The sequence below is a fragment of the Rahnella inusitata genome, from assembly GCF_003263515.1.
GTDB lineage: Bacteria > Pseudomonadota > Gammaproteobacteria > Enterobacterales > Enterobacteriaceae > Rahnella > Rahnella inusitata.
Window position 1 is genome coordinate 1 of the sequence record NZ_JYDE01000005.1, and the last position, 19,631, is coordinate 19,631.

Annotated in this window: 17 protein-coding genes; 12 read left to right on the forward strand and 5 right to left on the reverse strand. The window is 50.9% G+C overall.

Features of this window, described 5'->3' with window-relative positions:
• Positions 1-546: 546 nt before the first annotated feature.
• The 8 genes from parA (at position 547) to TU92_RS03180 (ending at position 9,650) form a co-directional block, all read left to right on the forward strand.
• Positions 547-1,173, forward strand: a complete 627-nt coding sequence (gene parA, locus TU92_RS03145) for a ParA family partition ATPase (protein WP_056779683.1) — start codon at positions 547-549, stop codon at positions 1,171-1,173.
• Positions 1,170-1,379 (forward strand): plasmid partition protein ParG, encoded by a 210-nt coding sequence (locus tag TU92_RS03150; RefSeq protein WP_056779680.1) that lies wholly within the window; start codon positions 1,170-1,172, stop codon positions 1,377-1,379. The genes parA and TU92_RS03150 overlap by 4 nt, the downstream gene beginning before the upstream one ends.
• 1,385 nt (positions 1,380-2,764) lie before the next feature.
• Positions 2,765-3,751 (forward strand): replication initiation protein, encoded by a 987-nt coding sequence (locus tag TU92_RS03155; protein WP_112164516.1) that lies wholly within the window; start codon positions 2,765-2,767, stop codon positions 3,749-3,751.
• A gap of 359 nt (positions 3,752-4,110) precedes the next feature.
• Positions 4,111-5,730, forward strand: a complete 1,620-nt coding sequence (locus TU92_RS03160; protein WP_244207786.1) for an ABC transporter substrate-binding protein — start codon at positions 4,111-4,113, stop codon at positions 5,728-5,730.
• 50 nt (positions 5,731-5,780) lie between these two features.
• Entirely contained in the window at positions 5,781-6,740 is a 960-nt protein-coding gene (locus TU92_RS03165; protein ID WP_112164559.1) for an ABC transporter permease, read from the forward strand.
• Entirely contained in the window at positions 6,740-7,687 is a 948-nt protein-coding gene (gene opp4C, locus TU92_RS03170; RefSeq protein ID WP_167457494.1) for an oligopeptide ABC transporter permease, read from the forward strand. The genes TU92_RS03165 and opp4C overlap by 1 nt, the downstream gene beginning before the upstream one ends.
• Positions 7,684-8,688 (forward strand): ABC transporter ATP-binding protein, encoded by a 1,005-nt coding sequence (locus TU92_RS03175; RefSeq protein ID WP_112164519.1) that lies wholly within the window; start codon positions 7,684-7,686, stop codon positions 8,686-8,688. Before opp4C ends, TU92_RS03175 begins: the two co-directional genes overlap by 4 nt.
• Positions 8,685-9,650, forward strand: coding sequence for an ABC transporter ATP-binding protein (locus TU92_RS03180; protein ID WP_112164520.1), 966 nt, complete (start codon positions 8,685-8,687; stop codon positions 9,648-9,650). The genes TU92_RS03175 and TU92_RS03180 overlap by 4 nt, the downstream gene beginning before the upstream one ends.
• Before the next feature lie 29 nt (positions 9,651-9,679).
• On the opposite strand, the gene TU92_RS03185 is transcribed toward TU92_RS03180, so the two are convergent.
• The gene (locus TU92_RS03185; protein ID WP_341866417.1) at positions 9,680-10,651 is read right to left on the reverse strand and encodes a LysR family transcriptional regulator; all 972 of its coding nucleotides are present in this window, start codon (positions 10,649-10,651) and stop codon (positions 9,680-9,682) included.
• 111 nt (positions 10,652-10,762) lie between these two features.
• Here TU92_RS03185 and TU92_RS03190 point away from each other — a divergent pair, with 111 nt between their 5' ends.
• Positions 10,763-11,635 carry a fumarylacetoacetate hydrolase family protein gene (locus tag TU92_RS03190; protein ID WP_112164522.1) on the forward strand — a complete coding sequence of 291 codons (873 nt, stop codon included), beginning with the start codon at positions 10,763-10,765 and terminating at the stop codon, positions 11,633-11,635.
• A 5-nt stretch (positions 11,636-11,640) separates the two neighbouring features.
• On the opposite strand, the gene TU92_RS03195 is transcribed toward TU92_RS03190, so the two are convergent.
• Positions 11,641-13,029 carry a PTS transporter subunit EIIC gene (locus TU92_RS03195; protein ID WP_112164523.1) on the reverse strand — a complete coding sequence of 463 codons (1,389 nt, stop codon included), beginning with the start codon at positions 13,027-13,029 and terminating at the stop codon, positions 11,641-11,643.
• A gap of 328 nt (positions 13,030-13,357) precedes the next feature.
• Here TU92_RS03195 and TU92_RS03200 point away from each other — a divergent pair, with 328 nt between their 5' ends.
• Positions 13,358-14,557, forward strand: coding sequence for an enolase C-terminal domain-like protein (locus TU92_RS03200; RefSeq protein ID WP_112164524.1), 1,200 nt, complete (start codon positions 13,358-13,360; stop codon positions 14,555-14,557).
• Here TU92_RS03200 and TU92_RS03205 read toward each other — a convergent pair.
• Positions 14,554-15,264 (reverse strand): GntR family transcriptional regulator, encoded by a 711-nt coding sequence (locus TU92_RS03205; RefSeq protein WP_112164525.1) that lies wholly within the window; start codon positions 15,262-15,264, stop codon positions 14,554-14,556. The genes TU92_RS03200 and TU92_RS03205 overlap by 4 nt on opposite strands.
• Positions 15,265-15,635: 371 nt before the next feature.
• On the opposite strand from TU92_RS03205, the gene TU92_RS03210 reads away from it, so the two are divergent.
• Together TU92_RS03210 and TU92_RS03215 are read left to right on the forward strand one after the other, a co-directional pair.
• Complete coding sequence (locus tag TU92_RS03210) at positions 15,636-16,619, forward strand: DUF1852 domain-containing protein (RefSeq protein WP_112164526.1); 984 nt, start codon at positions 15,636-15,638, stop codon at positions 16,617-16,619.
• A 27-nt stretch (positions 16,620-16,646) separates the two neighbouring features.
• Positions 16,647-17,678 carry a methionine synthase gene (locus TU92_RS03215; RefSeq protein WP_112164527.1) on the forward strand — a complete coding sequence of 344 codons (1,032 nt, stop codon included), beginning with the start codon at positions 16,647-16,649 and terminating at the stop codon, positions 17,676-17,678.
• 93 nt (positions 17,679-17,771) lie between these two features.
• On the opposite strand, the gene TU92_RS03220 is transcribed toward TU92_RS03215, so the two are convergent.
• Both TU92_RS03220 and TU92_RS03225 read right to left on the reverse strand, forming a co-directional pair.
• Complete coding sequence (locus TU92_RS03220; RefSeq protein ID WP_112164528.1) at positions 17,772-18,560, reverse strand: alpha/beta fold hydrolase; 789 nt, start codon at positions 18,558-18,560, stop codon at positions 17,772-17,774.
• Between the two features lie 128 nt (positions 18,561-18,688).
• The gene (locus tag TU92_RS03225) at positions 18,689-19,618 is read right to left on the reverse strand and encodes a DMT family transporter (protein WP_112164529.1); all 930 of its coding nucleotides are present in this window, start codon (positions 19,616-19,618) and stop codon (positions 18,689-18,691) included.
• Between the last annotated feature and the right edge of the window lie 13 nt (positions 19,619-19,631).

The window sequence follows — 19,631 nt, forward strand, 5'->3', positions numbered from 1 at the left end:
GATGGTGAGATGGTGAGATTTTACAGTAGCATTCTTGCTTGTATACCCAATTGTTCATTTCTGCTTTTCTGGTTAGACATTACCAACCCATTAAAATCTCAGCCCCCTGAGATTCAAAAATCATGAAATCATAGAATCCCATAATTCAGTGAATGTTAAAATTCCGACCGGTATGATTACAAGCTTCTTGTGAGATAGGAAATTACTCACTGTCGCCAATTAAGGGCAATCTATTACGGATTCCATAATCTTAGAATCTTTAAATCCTGCAATCACAGAATATACATTTACCCCCTTTACTTCAGACCATGCACTTTAACTGTGACGTCGGGAAAGGAATCACAGAATCCCCTAATCATAGGATTTTGTAATTCAGTAATCCTTAAATATTGAAATCCTCCGATGCAAACCTTATAGTAGCAACTCAATCCTATGATTCATGGATTTTAAAATCTCAGAATCCTATGATTACAAACTTTTTGAATCCTAAAATCTCAGAGTTTTGGGATGCAAGTAATTCACCGAACGCTTCATCAAGAGGGTGTTATGGCAGCGAAAATTATTTCCTTCCTCAACGGGAAGGGCGGGGTAGGGAAGACCACGACGTCCATTAACATTGCTACCTGTCTTGCAAGACAAGGTCACAAGGTCGTGATGGTCGATACCGACCCACAAGGAAGTATCAGTAACTGGTACGACGATAGCAAATGTCAGTTCGACCTGGCTGAAGCCGCCTCTGAAAAAGAAGTCTACACCGTACGTAAGCAACTGAAAGAATATGATTACGTGGTAATTGATGGAGCTGCTGCAATTTCAGCAATTTCTTCGGCCGCTGTTATGGTCAGTGATTTGGTACTGATACCAGTGACACCGTCACCTTTAGATTTTGCAGCCTGTGGCGCTATTCTTGCCGTCGTCGAGGCACGCGAAAACTTGCAGCCGGTGATTGCGCGTTTCCTGATCACTAAAAAGGTCGCATCCGCTAAGATGCTGGAAGTCCTCAAAGCCTCGATTGCTGATACAGGCGTTCCTGCATTGCGTACCGGCACTACTCAGCGCCAGGTTTACATACGTACAATGATGGACGGCGGCACTGTTTTCGATACAACGGATGGTAACGCGAAGGGCGAGATTGAAATCATGACAAAAGAAATTACGGAGTTGTTGAAATGAAAATGAAACTTGGCCAGCACAGACAACTGACTACAGCACTGGACGCTGTAGCTAAGCCACCAGCTTCAGTTAAAAAATTGCAGACCAACATTGACGAAGAGTTGCACCGCCGCTTCAAAACCAGCTGCTTCCTGCAGGATCGCGAGATGAAAGACGTATTGACGGAGTTGATCCAGGGCTGGCTTATCAATAACGAACGCTCGTGAGTCACTGATCTTGCGCCGGAACGGGTCAAAGCAGGCCCGTTTCTGGCAAATACCGCACTAACCCTCTGCAAGATAACAAATTTCTACTCTTTGATATTTTCCTGAACACCCTCCCAGCATTAAAGAAGATCCCAAGATCAAATAATGTTTTGTTTCTTTTTAAAGTTTAGATCTTTCTCTTTAAGGGCTGTTTTTCACTTTATATATTAATAAGTTACACGTGCAATTGTGGAGAGGTTTCCTGTCTGGGGTGGAGATAATTCCTGTTGGATGTGGATCCTTTTCATGATCAATGTAGAGCTTTTTCCTGTGGATAAAGTCTTTATGGATCAGGAGATTATCGACGTGGAGAGATTTCCTGTGGATATCCTGCCTCATCCGATGCTCCTACGCCTATTCTAGCCAATTCTTCGCTAACTTACCGTCAGAAAACAGTTTTTCTACAAGGTGGAGGGATTTCCTGATCTCTTATTTTATCCATATGTGGAAGAATTTCCTGTGACAGCGTCACGTGATGCCCTAACTGTCACTTTTGGATCGTGAACCCACTAGATCTGGCAAACCAGCTTCACTTTATTCACAGTAAAAGAGCATATGTGGAGAGATTATCTGATCCCTGATTCCTCTTATGTGGAAGAATTATCTGATCATCTTACGTGACAAAGAGAAGTGAATAAGTCACTTAATCACGTTAAATCAATTAGTTAATATAACAGGTGACAGTGTCACATACTTATATGTGGAAACATTACCTGATCTCGTAACAATAATGATGCTCGTAAATTTGATCGGATAAATGATTTCTCACCCACAGGTGGAAAGATTTCCTGATCCCTTGGCAGACTATACGTGGAGACATTTTCTGTGATCCCCCCTGAACACTTATGTGGAGAGATTTCCTGATCTCGCGATCGCCTTATGCTACATGTGGAAAGATTATCTGATCCCTCTGGGAGACATATGTGGAGATTTTTCCTGATGATCGTCCGGGGCAGGGCACTTTTGCCGCTTCTGAAGAAGTGAGAAGTTGATCACAAACCGATTACGTATGATTAATAGACATTCTCGCGACTCATGTGGAGTGATTTTCTGTAGTCCGGAATGAATTCTGGCTTTTCATGTTCCTCAATAATCGCGATCTTCCAAAATGATCTTCCACGGCATATGTGGAGTGATTTCCTGTAAAAAGTGTGATGATCCAAGATGTTAAAAAAAGGATCCTTTGTGGTTCTGAAATCAATATGTGGAGGTTTTTCCTGATCTGTCTTTTTCGATCCTTACTTAAGCAATTGAAGTATAAGGAATAAATAACACCTGTTTTTACTTTACGTTAGTATTTTTTATGTGGAATAATTTACCTACTTTCCACCTATGGATCCTGCTACATGGAACTGAATAAACTGACCGTAGTTCAGGGGAACGATCTTCTGGAAGGCGCTTACAGCGTCACTCTGGATGAAATGCGCCTGCTGAACCTGGCTCTGGCACAAATTGATAGCAGGAAACCGCAACCGGACACGTTGTACCGTCTTTTTCCTCAGGATTATCAGCGTATCTACGGGGTAAACCCGACCAGCAGCCACCGGCAGCTGCGCGAAGCGGCGGAAAGCCTGATGAAAAAACCGGTGACGATCTATAAACCGGACGTCAAAACCGGCAAGGTGCGTACCGTGCAATTGTCCTGGTTCTCGCGTCTGGAATACGTCAGCAGTGACGATCACAGCGCGGTGGTACTGAGGTTTGGGCAGGATGTTGCGCCGTATCTCTATGAACTCAAAGAATCTTTTACTAAGCTGAATTTTGCCAACATTGCAAAACTCGATACACCGTTCTCCGTTCGTCTGTATGGCTGGCTAATCAAAGCCAAGAACCTCTATGGGCGCCGCAGCGGTAAAGCCATTGAAGTGACCCTGGATCTGAACTGGATGCGCGAGAAGGCCGGTTTGGCGGGCAAATACGAGGACTATCGTGACTTCCGCCAAAAGCTGCTGGAGCCAACGATTAACCGGATCAATGCCAATACGGATATCTCCGTAGTCTGGGAGCCGGTGAAGCAGGGCAGAACGGTCATGTCCATCAAGTTCGCCTACGTGGATGAATCCACGCCAGAGGCCAGCAAACCACTGCGTCCGCGTTTACCACGTCGTCCGCGTGCTGTGGCAGGCTCTGCGCTGGAAGGTGAATGGGCGCGACGCTGTATCGGTATCTTTGAAGAGTATCGCGATAAATTAAGTGCTTACGATGTGGATGAGAAAGCGACATTGCCGGATCTGCGCAAGCTTGCGGGCTGGTACAAGATGATTGGCGAGAAGAACAAACAAAAAGAGATCCTCTCGGAAGTCAGCGCCCGTAGCAAGAAAACTGCCGCCTAACCGCCGCACTGTTGTATCAGTCATCACGCGTATCTGTCACAAGATACGCCGTTTTTTATAGCCCGCGATCCCAAGGTCTTCGCTGGTCTTTCTTTTAGGATCAGCTTCTTCGCGGGGCTAAAGAGTTAGTAAGTACTTACTGGGTGTGATCAGGAAAAGTTTCCACATAACCGTTTTGGCGACTTTTACAGCAAGCTCTTTAAAAGCTATAAGCCATAATTTTTCGTTGTTAGACAAGGACAAACCCCAACCTTACTCTTCGTCATGTTTTGTAAACTGCATGCACACTTATTGAAGAGGGATGTCTTTTGGCTACAGTACCGAATTCTTTCAAAATCGCATTACTGGCCAGCGCCGTAATGTTTTCTTCTTTTGGATTTGCTGATGACGTGCTCAAAGAAGGCATCACGCCAGCTACCGATGCGAGTCAGGTACCTGCTTCGGCAAAACTGCGCACCGACACCGTGATCGCAGGGATCTCCGAACCGCAGGGGATTTTCAACCCGTACTTCTTCGTAAACGGGTGGGATGAGAACGTCACTAACGTAATCTTCGCACGCCTGGTCGACTGGGACAGTCAGGGCAAGCTGGTTCCCGGTCTGGCTGAAAGCTGGACGGTGAGCCCGGACGGTAAAACCTACACGATAAAGCTGCGCCCGAATCTGAAATTCAGTGACGGTTCACCGCTGACGGCAGAGGATGTCGCATTCACCCTGACCGTGTTGTATGACCCGAAATACGATGGCGACACAGACATCACGCTGGCACACATCGCAGGCGGTGATGACTATAAGCAAGGCAAAGCCGACAGCGTCAGCGGGCTGAAAGTGGTGGATCCGCTGACCCTCCAGGTGACGACTACCCAGCCGGGCGCGACCACGCTGCAAAAGATCGGCGGCCCGGTGCTGTCGAAAGCGTATTACGGTAAAGGCTATCAGCGTGGAAATCTCGATTATCTGCGCACGCTGCATGGCAAACCGCTCGGTAACGGCCCGTATGTCTATGACAAATACATTCCGGGGCAGGAGATCCGTTTCCACGCCAATACCAATTATTACCGTGGTGTCCCGCCAACCCCGCGTTTCATCTACCGCGTCACCAATCCATCGACCAACTTCCAGTTATTCCAGACCGGTGATACCGATTACGATGCGTTCACTTCCCGTCCGGATGATATCGAACAGCTGAAATTACTCGGCTTTGCCAACATCAACCTGTATGGATCCAGCGATTACAGCAAGATTGAATTCAACCTTAAACGTCCGGCGTTGCAGGATGCGAAAGTGCGTCAGGCACTGATCTACGGGCTGGATCGTCAAAAACTGATCGACGTGGTTTATCAGGGCTACGGTACTGTAGCCATCGAGCCAATCTCGCCGATCTCCTGGGCTTACAACACGGAAGGCGTGAATCCGTATAAATTCGATCCGGCGCAGGCGAAGAAATTGCTCGATGAAGCGGGCTGGAAAACCGGCAGCGACGGCATCCGTGTAAAAGACGGAAAACGTCTGGAACTGACGCTGTTAGTAAGCAAAAAAGTGCTGAACGATGCGCTGATCCCGATCGCTAAAGAGGATTATCAGAAAATTGGCGTGCTGCTGAAACCTCAGGTGGTGGACTTCAATGCGCTGATGTCGCAGCGCAAGGCCGGTAATTACGATCTTGCGTCCTTCAGCACCAGTACGCTGAACGATCCGCACGATGGCGTATGGGACTTCTACAGCACCGAGGCCGCCGTTCAGGGCTATCACAATGCCGAAGTGGATAAGCTCATCAACGAGGGTAATGCCACGCTGGATATCGAAAAACGTAAGCCAATTTATCATGAACTCTATAAGGTGCTGGCTAACGATCCCCCGGTCATCTTGCTCGGTAACCGTAAGATTCTGTCGGCCAGCAGCGCCCGCGTGACCGGCTTCAAACCGGACATCTATAACGGTCTGACCGGCAGCCTGCCGGATGTCAAAATCGTCAAATAATCAAAATCACGTTGCTGCCGGTCTTGACCGGCAGCTTCAATGAGAAAGTCATGAGAAATTTCATTCTGCGTCGTTTGCTTCAAACCATTCCGATGTTGTTCCTCGCTTCATTGCTCATCTTCATGCTGTTTGCCAAAACGCCGGGCGATTTCATCGACGGAAACATCACCCTTACGGCACAACGCGCTGCCGAGCTGAAAGCGTTATACGGCCTCGATCAGCCGTTAATCAGCCGCTATCTGCACTGGCTGGGGAATCTGTTACAGGGCGATCTCGGGTTCTCGCTGCAATATCAGATCCCCGTCAGCCAGCTTTTGAACCAGTACATCTGGAACTCCTTCCTGCTGGCGACTATCGCGATGGTGCTCTACTGGGGGATCGCGCTGGCAGTGGGCATTGTCTCGGCGATGAAACCCTATTCGCTGTTCGATCACGTGGTCAGCGTGGTGATTTTCGCCGCAATGTCCTTTCCGACATTTTTCCTCTGTCTGCTGCTGATCAAATGGTTTGCAGTGGATCTGCACTGGCTGCCGGTGGGCGGTATGACCAACACGGGTAGCGACGCCACAGGCTGGGCCTGGGTGATGCAGGTGGCGGCGCACCTGGTGCTCCCGGTGGTGGCGCTGGTGATGCTGCAGGCGGGCAGCCTGACACGCTATTTCCGCGCCAGTATGCTGGATGTCGTGCGTATGGACTTCATTCGCACCGCGCGCGCCAAAGGGCTGCGCGAACGCACGGTTATCTTGAAACATGCGCTGCGCAATGCGCTGCTGCCGATCATTACGCTGCTGGGATTCGAGCTGCCGGGGCTGTTTTCCGGTGCGCTTATCACTGAGAAAGTCTTTAACTGGCCGGGAGCGGGGCACATTCATATCGATTCGCTGGCGGCGCGTGATTACCCGGTGCTGATGGGGTTCACGCTGTTTCTGGCGGTGTTAACTATTCTGGGCAACCTGATTGCCGATGTGCTTTACGCGTGGGCTGACCCGCGCATTCGTGTGAGGTCGTGATGTTCGGATCGTTATTTTCAACTAACCGCCGGCTGCGCGACGCACAAATCCCGGTGATGGCACAAGTGACACCGTCACCCTGGCAGCAGGCGTGGAAGGCACTGCGCGAGAACCGGCTGGCGATGTTTTGCCTGATCTTACTTGTGGTGATGGCGGTCTGGTGCGTAGTAGGCCCTTACTTTTCGCCCTGGCGGGAGGATGCCACCGATGCCCTGATGATTAATAAAGCACCGAATGCGCAACACTGGCTCGGCACAGATTTTCTCGGGCGTGACGTTTACACCCGTCTGCTGCTGGCAGGGCGCATCTCGCTCATCATCGGGCTGTTGACGATGCTGCTTTCGGTGACACTTGGCTATCTGCTGGGTGCGGTATCGGGTTATCTCGGCGGCGTGGCCGATAAAATCATCATGCGGTTTGCCGATCTGGTGATGACGATCCCCAGTTTGCCACTGCTGATTGTCATGGGTGCGATGCTGTCGGAACTGGATTTCTCGCCGGATTCACGCGTCTACATGGTGATTGTCATGCTCAGCCTGCTGGAGTGGCCCAAGCTGGCGCGTCTGGTTCGCGGCCAGATCCTGTCACTGCGCGAGCGTGATTTTATGCTCGCGACGCAGGTGCTCGGTCTGTCATCGCGCCGTCGTTTGTTCGGCCATTTATTGCCGAATACGGTCCCGATTTTGGTGGTCATGGCCACGATGGCCGTTGCGAATGCCATCCTCAGCGAATCCGCACTCAGCTATCTCGGTCTGGGTGTGGTGCCGCCGACGCCGTCGTGGGGAAATATGATGGATGCCGCCAACAGCCTGATCGACTTCCAGCGCCGTCCGTGGTTGTGGATGCCACCGGGTATCGCGATTTTCATCACCGTGATAGCCATAAACGTACTGGGCGATGGCCTGCGTGATGCGCTCGATCCCAAAATGAAACGGAGCAAAAAATGACTCAGCCATTGATCCGTTTTAATCAGCTTTCTCTCTCTTTTTCCAGCGATCAGGGGCGCGTGCGTGCGGTGCAGGACGTTACGTTTGACGTTCAGGCCGGACAAACCGTCGGCATTGTTGGCGAATCCGGCTGCGGCAAAAGCGTCACCGCCATGTCGCTGATGGGGCTGTTACCGCCTCAGGCGGCGCGTATCGACGGCGGCGAAATCTTATTTCAGGGGCGTGATCTGCTTAAATTGCGTCCGTCGCAAATGGCCGATCTACGCGGCAATCAGCTGGCGATGATCTTTCAGGAACCGATGACGGCGCTAAATCCGGTGCTGACGATTGGCGAACAGCTGGTCGAGCCTCTGATCCGCCACCGGGGTGAGTCACCGCGAACGGCGTGGGCGCTGGCGACGCAAATGATTACCGACGTCGGGCTGGCGCGCGCCGAAAGCCTGATGAAGAGTTACCCGCATCAGCTTTCCGGCGGCATGTTGCAGCGCATCATGATAGCGATGGCACTGAGCTGCAAACCGCAGCTGCTCATCGCCGACGAACCGACGACCGCGCTGGACGTCACCGTGCAGGCGCAGATCCTGCGTTTACTGCGCGAACAGGCACAGCGGCATCATATGGCGCTGATGCTGATCACCCATGATTTAGGTGTGATTGCGCAAATGGCCGACCACGTGGTGGTGATGTACGCCGGTAAAATCGTTGAGCAGGGGGCGACTGCTGAGGTGCTGCGTAACCCGCTGCATCCGTACACACAGGGGCTGATAGCCTCCAGGCCGACGCCAGGCGAACGCCGCCGCCGGTTATATTCCATCCCCGGTCAGGTGCCAGATTTGGCCGCCTTGCCGCCTTACTGCGCGTTCACCGATCGCTGTGACCGCGCGACAGAGCGTTGCCGTCAAGGCATTCCGCCGCTGGAAGGGCAGTCGCGACAGGCCGCGTGTTTTTACAGCGGACTGAGTCCGGCGAATGAAATGAAAAGCGGGGAGTTGCCGTCATGAGCACGGAATATCTGATTGAAGTCGATGGGCTGAAAAAACACTTCCCGATCCGCGATGGCGTATTCGGGCAGGAAACCGGCCAGGTGCGCGCGGTGGATGGCGTCAGTTTTAATATCCGCAAAGGCACCATTTTTGGCCTGGTGGGAGAGTCCGGCAGCGGCAAAACGACCGTCGGGCGCACGTTGCTTGGGCTGTATGACAAAACGGCAGGCAGCGTGAAATTTCGCGGGGAAGATCTGCACCGGCTAAAACCCAAACAGCTGAAAGCACTGCGGCCTAAAATTCAGCTGGTGTTTCAGGATCCCTACAGTTCGCTGAACCCGCGGATCCGTATCGGTGACGCCATTGGTGAAGCAATGCTGGAACACAAGTTGTGTACGCGCGCACAACTGCACGCCAAAGTATTGGAAGTCATGAAGATCTGCGGCCTCTCGCCGCTGCATTACAATCGCTTCCCCCACGAGTTTTCCGGCGGTCAGCGCCAGCGTATTGGCATCGCCCGCGCGCTAATCCTGCAACCGGAATTTATCATTGCCGATGAACCCATTTCTGCGCTGGATGTGTCGATTCAGGCGCAAATCATCAATCTGTTCTCGGATTTACGTGACGATCACGGTGTGACGTTTCTGTTTATCTCCCACGATCTGGGCGTGGTTGAGCATCTTTGTGACGATGTGGCGGTGATGTATCTTGGTCAGCTGGTGGAAACTGCCAGTCGTGACGCACTGTTTCGCCAGCCTTTGCATCCCTACACGCAGGCGCTGCTGGCCGCGGTGCCGACCCTCGACCCTGACAGCGAACCGGTGGCGATGGTCAGCGGTGAAATTCCGGATCCCTCCAGACCTCCTGCCGGATGCCGTTTTCACACCCGCTGCCCGCTGGCAACCGAACGTTGCCGCGCGGAAATCCCGCTCTTGCGTGACGTGGAAAACGGCCATCGCGTGGCCTGTCATCTGGTCTGATTCACCTTACTTTTGCGCCGGTGAGGAGGTTATTCCTCCAATACCCGGCGGCTTTCCATCTGCATTTTCTTTCCGACGGCCTTAGTCACTTCGATCACTTTCTGCGTGGCGGGTGACAAAAATGCCCCTTCCAGCCACGTGATCCCCACGCGGCGTTCCATTACCAGCTGCTCGTTATCGATACGGATCAGACGCGAAATAAACTCTTCTTCCGCCAGAATATTTTCAGAGAGAAAACTCAGCAACCCGCTTTTGGCGATCAAACCGGGAACGGACGCCAGCGAGCTGATTTCTACTTTGACGTCCGGCGGCGGGCAATGGTTCTCGTAAAAGATCCCGTCCAGCCACTGGCGCATCGACACGGTTTTAGCCGGTAAGATCCAGCCGAAGCGGCTGAGGTCGCGCAACGAAGTGGGTTTGCCAGCCAGCGGATGGTCACTGGAGGCGCAGACCACCACGCGGTCGGCGGTGACCGGAAGTTGTACGACCGGGCTTTCGTAATTCACCAGCGGGCCAATAATAATGTCTATCGCGTGGCGTTCCAGCAGAGTGAACAGCACGTCGTTCATGCCGATCTGAATTTCCAGCTTCATGTTCGGCACCTGCGACTGCAACATTTTGCAGATTTCTGGCAACAGGAACTGGGTTGAGGAACCTGAAATCCCCACGCGCACAATACCGCCTGCACCGCTGCTCAGTTCATTCATCACTTCCGTTATCTCATGATACGAACTTTGCAGCGCCAGACCACGCTGATAAAGAATGCGACCCGCCTCGGTGAGCTCCAGCCCGCGACCTGCCCGTTTGAACAGTTTTATGCTGAGTTCTTTCTCCAGACGGGTGATAGATTTGGAAAGTGCAGGCTGAGTTATATTTAAATTTTGTGACGCAAGTCTCAAATTCATTATCTGCGCTGCTGTCACAAAGTAGTCCAGGTCTCTGTTATTTATCATGTATTCCTGAAATTCATCGATTTGGTAATAAAATATAGTAGAAGGCATGAGAGGCAGGGTCAATAATCTCGCGATCTTCGGGGTCGCAGGCCTGGCGTGGCCGGTTATTGCGGCAGCGAATCCGCCTGTTTTAAGTAAAATAAGAATCTGAGTACATCTATGAAAATTGTCAATTTCGTCATCAATAAAGAACACACAAAAAGTTTTGGCATCCTTAACGCTGACGGCATCGTCGACGTGGGCCTTCACGCCGGGTGCCGGGATATTAACGAATTCATGGCGCATTACCCGCTCGACTCACTGCAACGTTACGTCGCACTGTCTGCTGATCTTCAGTTGAACGACATAAGTTTTCTGCCGGTCATTGACCGTCCGGGTAAAATCTTTGGCGTGGGCATGAACTACGCGGAAAAGCGTAAAGAATTTAACGAAACGAATCCGGCACCCACGTTGTTTATCCGCTTTGCGGATTCTCAGGTAGGGCATAACGGCACCGTGATTAAACCGGCATCAACGAATGAGTTTGATTACGAAGGCGAGCTGGCGATTGTTATCGGGCGCACAGGCCGCAACATTTCAGCGGAAGACGCGCCTGCCCATATCGCGGGCTACAGCTGCTATATGGATGGCTCGGTGCGTGACTGGCAGCATAAATGGTACACCGCCGGAAAAAACTGGCCGTCTACCGGGGCGTTTGGCCCGTGGCTGGTGACTGCGGATGAAGTGGGTGACCCGCAGAATCTGAAAATTAAAACCTGGCTGAATAACCGTCTGGTGCAGGACGACACTACCGCCAACATGATCCACACCATTCCGCAGATCATCGCTTATATCAGCACGTTTACACAGCTTTCACCGGGGGATGTGATCATGACCGGTTCTCCGGGCGGCGTCGGTAAAACCCGCGTTCCTCCGCTGTTCCTGCATCAGGATGACGTCATCGAAGTGGAAATCGAAAACATTGGCCGTCTGACCAACCGTATTCAGGATTCGGCGCTGTCCGGGATCGTTCAGTCCCAGACAGCGGCCTGAACACATCAACGTGTTTGATTAACCAGAGGCGCCGTCTGTTCGGTGCCTTTTCCTTTTACGACCATCAGATATGTCAGCGTAAATGACAGCCCCAGAGACAGCGTCACGCCCATCAGAACATAGATAAAGTACGGGCCGATGTAGGCGGGCAGGCTGAAAATACTCGACAGAATATAGCCGTACAATCTCACTCCAAAGAAAGCGATGAACGCAGATGCCACCGAACTGCTGATTGTCGTCGCGATAAACGCTTTTTTGTAGCGCGTCAGTACGCCGAACAGCGCCGGTTCGGTGATCCCCAACAGCCCTGAAATCGCTGCCGACAGCACCACGGATTTCTGTTCGCGGGTTTTGACGTGGAAGTAAATCGCAAAGGTTGATCCGGCAATCGCCATGTTGGCCATAAACATCATCGGCATCAGCATGTCCCAGCCCTGATCGGTGAAGTTTTGCAGCGCGATCGGCGTCATGGCGTGATGCATCCCGGTGAGGATCGCCACCGGACGGATCGCCCCAACGATAAAGCCTGCAAACACCGCCGAGACGTCAAATAATCCCTGGATCCCGAACGCCAGCAGTTTACCGAGGTAAATCCCCGCCGGGCCGATGACCGTAAGCGAAACCAGCGCGGCGATAAACAACGTCAGGGTGGGTGTGAAAACGGTTTTCAGCACGTCCGGCATGATTTTATCCACCCAGCGGTGGATGTAACTCAGCGCCAGTACCGAGAAAATCACCGGGATCACGCTGGCCGAATAGTTGAAGACCGAGACCGGCAGCACATCCATAAAATACAGCGCGGTCGGTGCGCCAGCGGTATGGCTGGCCAGCGCTTTCGCGGCGTCGATGAGCGTCGGATACATCAGGCATGCCGCCACGGCGGCTGCGAGGTATTCGTTGGTTTTGAAGATCCTGGCTGCGGAGACCGCCAGGAAAAAGGGCAGAAAGTAGAAAACACCGCTGGCGATCAAATCAATGATCATCACCGTTTCGCTTTTTCCCGAGATAATTTTCAGCGCAATCAGTCCGGCAAGTAACCCTTTGATCATCCCCGCACCTGCGATGGCCGGAACGATCGGCCCGAACACGCCGGAGACTGTGTCCATGAACAGCGAGACCAGGCTTTTGCGTCCTTTTGTGGAAACATTTCCTGTTGCCCCGGCGACCGGTTCCAGCTGTGACACAATAGCTTCGTACCACACATTAACCTTTGGCCCGATGATGATCTGAACCTGATCGCTCTGGCTTTGCGCACCTAAAACGCCCGGCAGATTTTTAATCTCTTCCCACGCGACTTTATTTTCATCCACTAAATCAAAACGCAGACGCGTCATGCAATGCCAGACTTTATTTATATTTTCTGCACCGCCAACCAGTTTAATTACTGACTGCATTGTTTCTGTATTCACCCTGGAACTCCGCGACGAAAGGTTTTGTCAGATGGGAATGAAGTGTAATGACGCACGTTTTTAAAAACAAACCAATAAAACCGGATCTTCATCACATAACTGCATTGCAAAGCCAGCTTATCAGCGGTAAAAGCAAAATTGGTACGGTTTTAAGGGGCTATTCGAGGTGCTTTCAGACCAAAATAAAATCATCAATTTAAGGTTTACAAGCGGGGCGAAAATACGTTGAAATAACCTCAATACGAATATTCCTTTGCCATTTTATTCTGCTGGCAAGTCAGACTTTCATTATGAATAGTATTAAGGATTTCTCATGCAGCCTGTGCTGATTACGAATATTGAATGCCAGATTACCCGCCCGGATCGCCATAATTTAGTGGTAGTGAGAATTGAAACCGACGGCGGCGTTTTCGGGCTGGGCTGTGCGACGTTCCAGCAACGTCCGCTGGCGGTCAAACTGATGGTGGATGAATACCTGAAACCGTTGCTCGTTGGCCGCGATGCTAATCATATCGAAGATTTGTGGCAGATGATGATGGTCAACGCTTACTGGCGCAACGGGCCGGTGATTAACAATGCTATCGCAGGCGTTGATATGGCGCTGTGGGATATTAAAGGCAAACTGGCGAATATGCCGCTGTACCATCTGTTTGGGGGGAAATCGAAAGATGCGGTGACCGCGTACAGCCACGCCGCCGGGGAAACGCTGGAAGAACTCTACGTGAAAGTGGACAGTCTTCTGGCCGAAGGTTACCGCCATATCCGCTGCCAGCTGGGCTTTTACGGCGGTAATGCGCGTGATTTCCACAGCACGCGTGAACCGTCGGCAGGCGCGTATTACGATCAGGATCAGTACACAGATAACACGCTGGCGATGTTCAAAGCACTGCGTGAGAAATACGGCAATCAGTTCCATATTTTGCACGACGTTCACGAACGTTTGTTCCCGCAGCAGGCGGTGCAGTTCGCCAAAGCCGTCGAGCAATATCGCCCTTACTTTATCGAAGATATCCTGCCGCCGGATCAAAACGAATGGCTGGCGCAGATCCGCAACCAGACCGCTGTTCCGCTGGCGACCGGCGAGCTGTTTAACAATCCCGCCGAATGGAAAGATCTGATTATCAACCGCCGGATCGATTTCATTCGCTGCCACGTTTCACAAATCGGCGGCATCACCCCTGCGTTGAAACTGGCGCATTTCTGTCAGAGCTTCGGCGTACGGCTGGCATGGCATTGCCCGCCGGATATGACGCCCATCGGCGCTGCGGTGAATACGCATCTGAATATCCATCTGCATAACGCTGCGATCCAGGAGTTTGTGGCCTATCCGGCGAATACGCAGCGGGTTTTCCCCGGCGCCCAGGCACCTGAGAACGGCTACTTTTATCCGAGTGAAGAGGTGGGGATCGGTGTGGGATTTGACCAGCTTGCGGCGGATGAGTTTCCGGTGGTGTATCGCCCGCATGAATGGACGCAAAGCCGCCTGCCGAACGGCGTGATCCATACACCTTAGGTCTGGCGGAAGGCCAGATTGTCCTGATTAAACGGGATGACGTAGGTACAGGAATAATCGATATCCACGATATCGCTTAACGCATATACCCGGCCGCCCTGTAAAATGCCTCTGTTGGTAATGTGCATGGCGGCGATGCCTTTTTTGCAACCGAGCGTTTGCGCCTGCTCTTTACTGACCGTCACCGCCTGATAGCGGGTGAGGGAATGCGAAATCGCATAGCCTTTGCTCAGTATGTATTGCTGGATCGAATGCTCGATGGTTGTCTGATTCAGATCGGCAAAACCCTCTGCAGGCATGCGTGAGTATTCTATCTGCACATTGCGCTGATTAATGCGGCGCAGGCGGGTGAATGCCCAGATAAAATCGTCGCGGGTTAATCCGAAAACCTGCTGTTCTTCTTTGTCAGGCCGCCGCTTGTGCAGCTCGAGCATTTTGAAACTGATGTCGGTGAATTTCTTCTCAGTGATCGAGTTGTACACCAGCGGATTACTGCTGACGCCCGGATTAATGTAAATCCCCGAGCCCTGAACGATCCGCACTGCCCCGATACTCACCATTTTTTCCAGCGCCTTACGCACTGTGAAACGCGAAACCCCGTACTCCTCCGCCAGCTGGCGCTCCGGCGGCAACTTTTCAGGGAGTGATCCGCTGTGCTGATAAATCTTGCTCAGCAGATCCTGAGCGATAAATTCACTTTTTTTCATCGGCGCTTCTGTGAGAACGGGTAAAAAGGGTATTTGAACATGGGGCAGCGGGGAGGGCAAATTGTGGTGTTATCCCTTTTAGGGATGAAGAGCATCATCAATCCTCTTATTCATTGCTTTACTACAGCTGTTCAGTGAGTCACGCTGAACATCTCCCTGCCGCCATCCTGATCCTATACCCGATCATGAATATCGTTCATGTTCAGTGAAATTAAATCACTTTTCCTCAATCAACGACTCAGGCATAAATTGTACATCGCTGTTAACCTAATAAAACATGAAGACTGCTAAAAAACCAAAAAAACGGGGAAGCCCTGAAAAGCAACCAATAAAATCAGGTTTTATATCAGAAGTCGGGAAGTCAAATTACAATGAATAAAGAATTTACTTTTACTCTTAAGAGCATTCGTTTCGACGAAAATTATAACCCCTCGGAAAGTACGCGTATTACAACCAACTTTGCCAATTTGGCAAGGGGTGAGAAACGCCAGGAAAACTTGCGCAACACTCTGGTGATGATTGATAACCGTTTCAATTCCCTGGCACATTGGGATAACCCGAAAGGTGACCGTTATTCAGTCGAACTTGAAATCATTACGGTTCAGTTGAATATTCACATTGAAGGAAAGGCTGATTCCTTCCCGGTGATTGAAATACTGAAAACCAATATCGTTGATAAACAAACCAGCGAACGCTTTGAAGGCATTGTGGGGAATAATTTTTCCTCTTATGTGCGAGATTTTGACTTTAGCGTATTACTGCCTGAGCACAATAAAAAGCAAACTGAATTTAGCCTTCCTGACAATTTTGGCGAATTCCACGGCAATATATTTAAATGCTTCCTTAACTCAGATGTTTATAAAGACAACTTTAATAAAACACCGGTCATTTGTCTGAGTGTTTCAAGTAAAAACACCTATTACCGTACGGGTAATGAACATCCGGTATTGGGCATCGAATATCAGCAGGATGAACTTTCTCTGACGGATGAATATTTCTCAAAAATGGGATTGCGTGCGCGTTATTTCATGCCTAAAAACAGTGTTGCGCCTTTGGCCTTCTATTTTTCTGGCGACTTACTCAGTGATTACACGAATCTTGAGCTGGTCAGTACCATCAGCACGATGGAAACTTTCCAAAAGATTTACCGACCTGAGATTTACAATGCGAATTCAGCGGCAGGAAAAGAGTATCAGCCAAGCTTAAATTTCCAGGATTATTCTTTAACGCGAATTGTTTATGATCGAGAGGAACGTAGCCAGTTAGCTATTGAGCAGGGGAAGTTTACTGAGGAAAACTTCATCAAACCCTACCAACGTGTTCTTGAACAATGGACTGCTGCTTCCGTTCTTTGATTAACCAAAATTACAAGGTCATCTATTATGAAAAAGTTATTACCTACGTCAACTGCTGGCAGCTTACCTAAGCCTTCCTGGCTTGCGCAACCTGAAGTACTTTGGTCACCTTGGAAATTGCAAGATCAGGAATTAATTGACGGCAAAAAAGATGCCCTGCGTTTGTGCCTGGAAGATCAACAACAAGCTGGTATTGATATTGTCAGTGATGGCGAGCAAACGCGTCAGCATTTTGTCACAACGTTTATTGAGAATCTCAACGGCGTTGATTTTGAGAAGCGTGAGACGGTTAAAATTCGTAATCGTTATGAAGCCAGTGTACCGACAGTCATTGGCCCGGTAAGTCGCCAAAAATCCGTTTTTGTTGAAGATGCCAAATTTTTACGCCAGCAAACAGATCAACCTATTAAATGGGCTCTGCCAGGGCCGATGACGATGATTGATACGCTGTATGATAACCATTATAAAAGCCGCGAAAAGCTTGCGTGGGAATTCGCTAAAATTCTCAACGAAGAAGCCAAAGAATTAGAGGCCGTGGGTGTCGATATTATTCAGTTCGATGAGCCCGCATTTAATGTTTTCTTTGATGAGGTGAATGATTGGGGAATTGCCACGTTAGAGAGAGCCATCGAAGGGCTTAAATGTGAAACTGCGGTACACATTTGCTACGGCTATGGCATCAAAGCCAATACAGATTGGAAAAAAACGCTCGGGACAGAGTGGAGACAATACGAAGAGATTTTTCCAAAACTGCAAAAATCTAATATCGATATTATTTCACTGGAATGCCAAAACTCTCATGTTCCGATAGAGCTTCTGGAACTTATTCGCGGGAAAAAGGTGATGGTTGGCGCCATTGACGTGGCGACGAATACCATTGAGACCCCGGAAGAAGTCGCGGCGACGCTTCGAAAAGCCCTGCAGTTTGTAGACGCCGACAAGCTCTATCCTTGCACCAACTGCGGTATGATCCCATTACCTCGTTCAGTTGCAAGAGGTAAGCTCGATGCGTTAAGTGCAGGGGCAGAAATCGTGCGAAAAGAACTCCTGGCAAAATAACTTCGCCAAATAAAGAGTTCACTAAACGAGCGTTCTGTCCGGGTTGAGCGACCAGACCGGTCGCCAACTATCGCCGGTTGAGCGATGAAAGATTTATAGCGATTCCATAATTTTCGCCAGTACATCCGCCGGTCTTTCAAGCACCGCCAGATGAGTTCTGGCGTTCTTCAAACGTTCCACCTCAAAGAATTCATGCGTCATAGCGAAATGCTGTTGTAAAGCAAGGTATTCGTCGTTTCTGTCGAGGGAATAGATGTGGGTAGCCTTCGGTGGATTGTCGAGTTTATCGAGGCGTTGCAGCGGCGAGCCGTGTTTATGATAGGCATCTGCGATCACCTGCCCTGCAAGTCGCCACAACTGATAGCTGGAATCTGCCATTTCAGTTTTTAGATGATGGATCATCACCGGTGAGTCGCTTTCTGCTAACCAAAACTCGAACAACTGGTTCCGTGCAGACTGCCAGCTATCTTCATGCTGCATCTCTTTGATTGACGTGTAGAACTCCTTCGCAGGCTGATTCATGATCCAATCAAGGAATATCATCCCTGGCACACGTTCTTTTAAACGTTCTGCCAAATCCACCGCTATCCAACTGGCATGTGCGACAGAAACCGGAATGACCCGGTTCAGGCCGAGATGTTCAATGAGTGCCAACGCTTCTGTCAGTAATGCAGCCCCGTCAAAATCCTGACCATCGGTCGTTGATTTTCCATGACCACGCCAGTCGATAATGACAACACGGAAGAAAGCTGCCGCCAGCTCAGAAAAGTCATTGAAGACGGTTTTTGGCTGGCACCAGCCGGGCATAAGGAACAGAGTTGTGTCGCCCGTACCGATATCCTGATAATCGATATCACCATGGCTGGTATGCAAAACAGGCATGTTTTCGTCCTCTCGCGAAGTGAGGAACCAACCTACCCGATCCCGCACTAATTAAACAAGCTTGTTCTTGCTAAATACCCTCCGTGTTTTGTGTCATCACGGTGCGTTCGCGATCTGCGACCTCCGGCTTACCTGCGTCGCTTCGCCACCCATTGCTTCAGCACGCTTTCGGCGCTGACCGTCAGGATGCCGAGCATAATGAGCAGGGCACCGATAATGAAATTCACCTTAAGCGGTTCGTGCAGGAAAATGACACCGGCGATAATGCCGAACACCGGTGTCATAAATGACAGGATCCCCAGCCGCGAGGCGTGGTAACGGCGCATCAGGCTGAACCAGGCGAGATAGCTGGCGAAGGTAACGACTACGCTCTGAAACACCATACTGGTGACCGACACCGGCGTGAGATGGAATTGGATCTGGCCGGTCAGCAGCGCCAGTCCGCCGAGCAGCACGAAAGCCCCGGCCAGCTGATAGAACAGCGTCATGGTGGCGCTGCCGGAGGAAAGTTTACTGCGGCGTACCACAATGGTGGTCATACCCCAGAATGCCCCGGCCAGCAGGCCGAAGAAATCGCCAAGCAGCATATTGCTGGCCTGCGGTGAATTCGCGGTGTGACCGCCAAACAGAAATGCCACAATCACGCCGATGAACGTGACGCCCACGCCCGACCATTGCAGACCGCTCAGCCGTTCTTCCGGTACCAGAAAATGCAGCCCCAGCGCGGCAAAGATGGGCGCGGTATAGAGAAATACCGCCATGTGCGCCGCCGTGGTGAATCGCAGCCCTTCGGCGACAAACATAAACTCGATCGAAAACAGCAGGCCGACCAGCAAACCGGGGCCGAAATTTTCCGCGCTGAACGGAATTTTACGTTGGCGCACCAGCAACAAAATCAGTACCGCCAGTCCGGCGATGCCGGAGCGCAGCGCGACCTGCAACAACGGCGAGATGTCAGCGGCAGCACTTTTGATCGCCACCTGCTGCACGCCCCAGATAACACACAACACCACCATCACACTGCTGGCGAATCCGTCCAGCGGTTTACGCGCATCCATTTCCTGTCACCCC

What these genes read in the sequence shown, in the direction of transcription:
- parA (WP_056779683.1), top strand. Translation starts at nt 547, where the DNA reads ATGGCAGCGAAAATTATTTCCTTCCTCAACGGGAAGGGCGGGGTAGGG.
- TU92_RS03150 (WP_056779680.1), top strand. Translation starts at nt 1,170, where the DNA reads ATGAAAATGAAACTTGGCCAGCACAGACAACTGACTACAGCACTGGAC.
- TU92_RS03155 (WP_112164516.1), top strand. Translation starts at nt 2,765, where the DNA reads ATGGAACTGAATAAACTGACCGTAGTTCAGGGGAACGATCTTCTGGAA.
- TU92_RS03160 (WP_244207786.1), top strand. Translation starts at nt 4,111, where the DNA reads ATGTTTTCTTCTTTTGGATTTGCTGATGACGTGCTCAAAGAAGGCATC.
- TU92_RS03165 (WP_112164559.1), top strand. Translation starts at nt 5,781, where the DNA reads ATGAGAAATTTCATTCTGCGTCGTTTGCTTCAAACCATTCCGATGTTG.
- opp4C (WP_167457494.1), top strand. Translation starts at nt 6,740, where the DNA reads ATGTTCGGATCGTTATTTTCAACTAACCGCCGGCTGCGCGACGCACAA.
- TU92_RS03175 (WP_112164519.1), top strand. Translation starts at nt 7,684, where the DNA reads ATGACTCAGCCATTGATCCGTTTTAATCAGCTTTCTCTCTCTTTTTCC.
- TU92_RS03180 (WP_112164520.1), top strand. Translation starts at nt 8,685, where the DNA reads ATGAGCACGGAATATCTGATTGAAGTCGATGGGCTGAAAAAACACTTC.
- TU92_RS03185 (WP_341866417.1), bottom strand. Translation starts at nt 10,651, where the DNA reads ATGCCTTCTACTATATTTTATTACCAAATCGATGAATTTCAGGAATAC.
- TU92_RS03190 (WP_112164522.1), top strand. Translation starts at nt 10,763, where the DNA reads ATGAAAATTGTCAATTTCGTCATCAATAAAGAACACACAAAAAGTTTT.
- TU92_RS03195 (WP_112164523.1), bottom strand. Translation starts at nt 13,029, where the DNA reads ATGCAGTCAGTAATTAAACTGGTTGGCGGTGCAGAAAATATAAATAAA.
- TU92_RS03200 (WP_112164524.1), top strand. Translation starts at nt 13,358, where the DNA reads ATGCAGCCTGTGCTGATTACGAATATTGAATGCCAGATTACCCGCCCG.
- TU92_RS03205 (WP_112164525.1), bottom strand. Translation starts at nt 15,264, where the DNA reads ATGAAAAAAAGTGAATTTATCGCTCAGGATCTGCTGAGCAAGATTTAT.
- TU92_RS03210 (WP_112164526.1), top strand. Translation starts at nt 15,636, where the DNA reads ATGAATAAAGAATTTACTTTTACTCTTAAGAGCATTCGTTTCGACGAA.
- TU92_RS03215 (WP_112164527.1), top strand. Translation starts at nt 16,647, where the DNA reads ATGAAAAAGTTATTACCTACGTCAACTGCTGGCAGCTTACCTAAGCCT.
- TU92_RS03220 (WP_112164528.1), bottom strand. Translation starts at nt 18,560, where the DNA reads ATGCCTGTTTTGCATACCAGCCATGGTGATATCGATTATCAGGATATC.
- TU92_RS03225 (WP_112164529.1), bottom strand. Translation starts at nt 19,618, where the DNA reads ATGGATGCGCGTAAACCGCTGGACGGATTCGCCAGCAGTGTGATGGTG.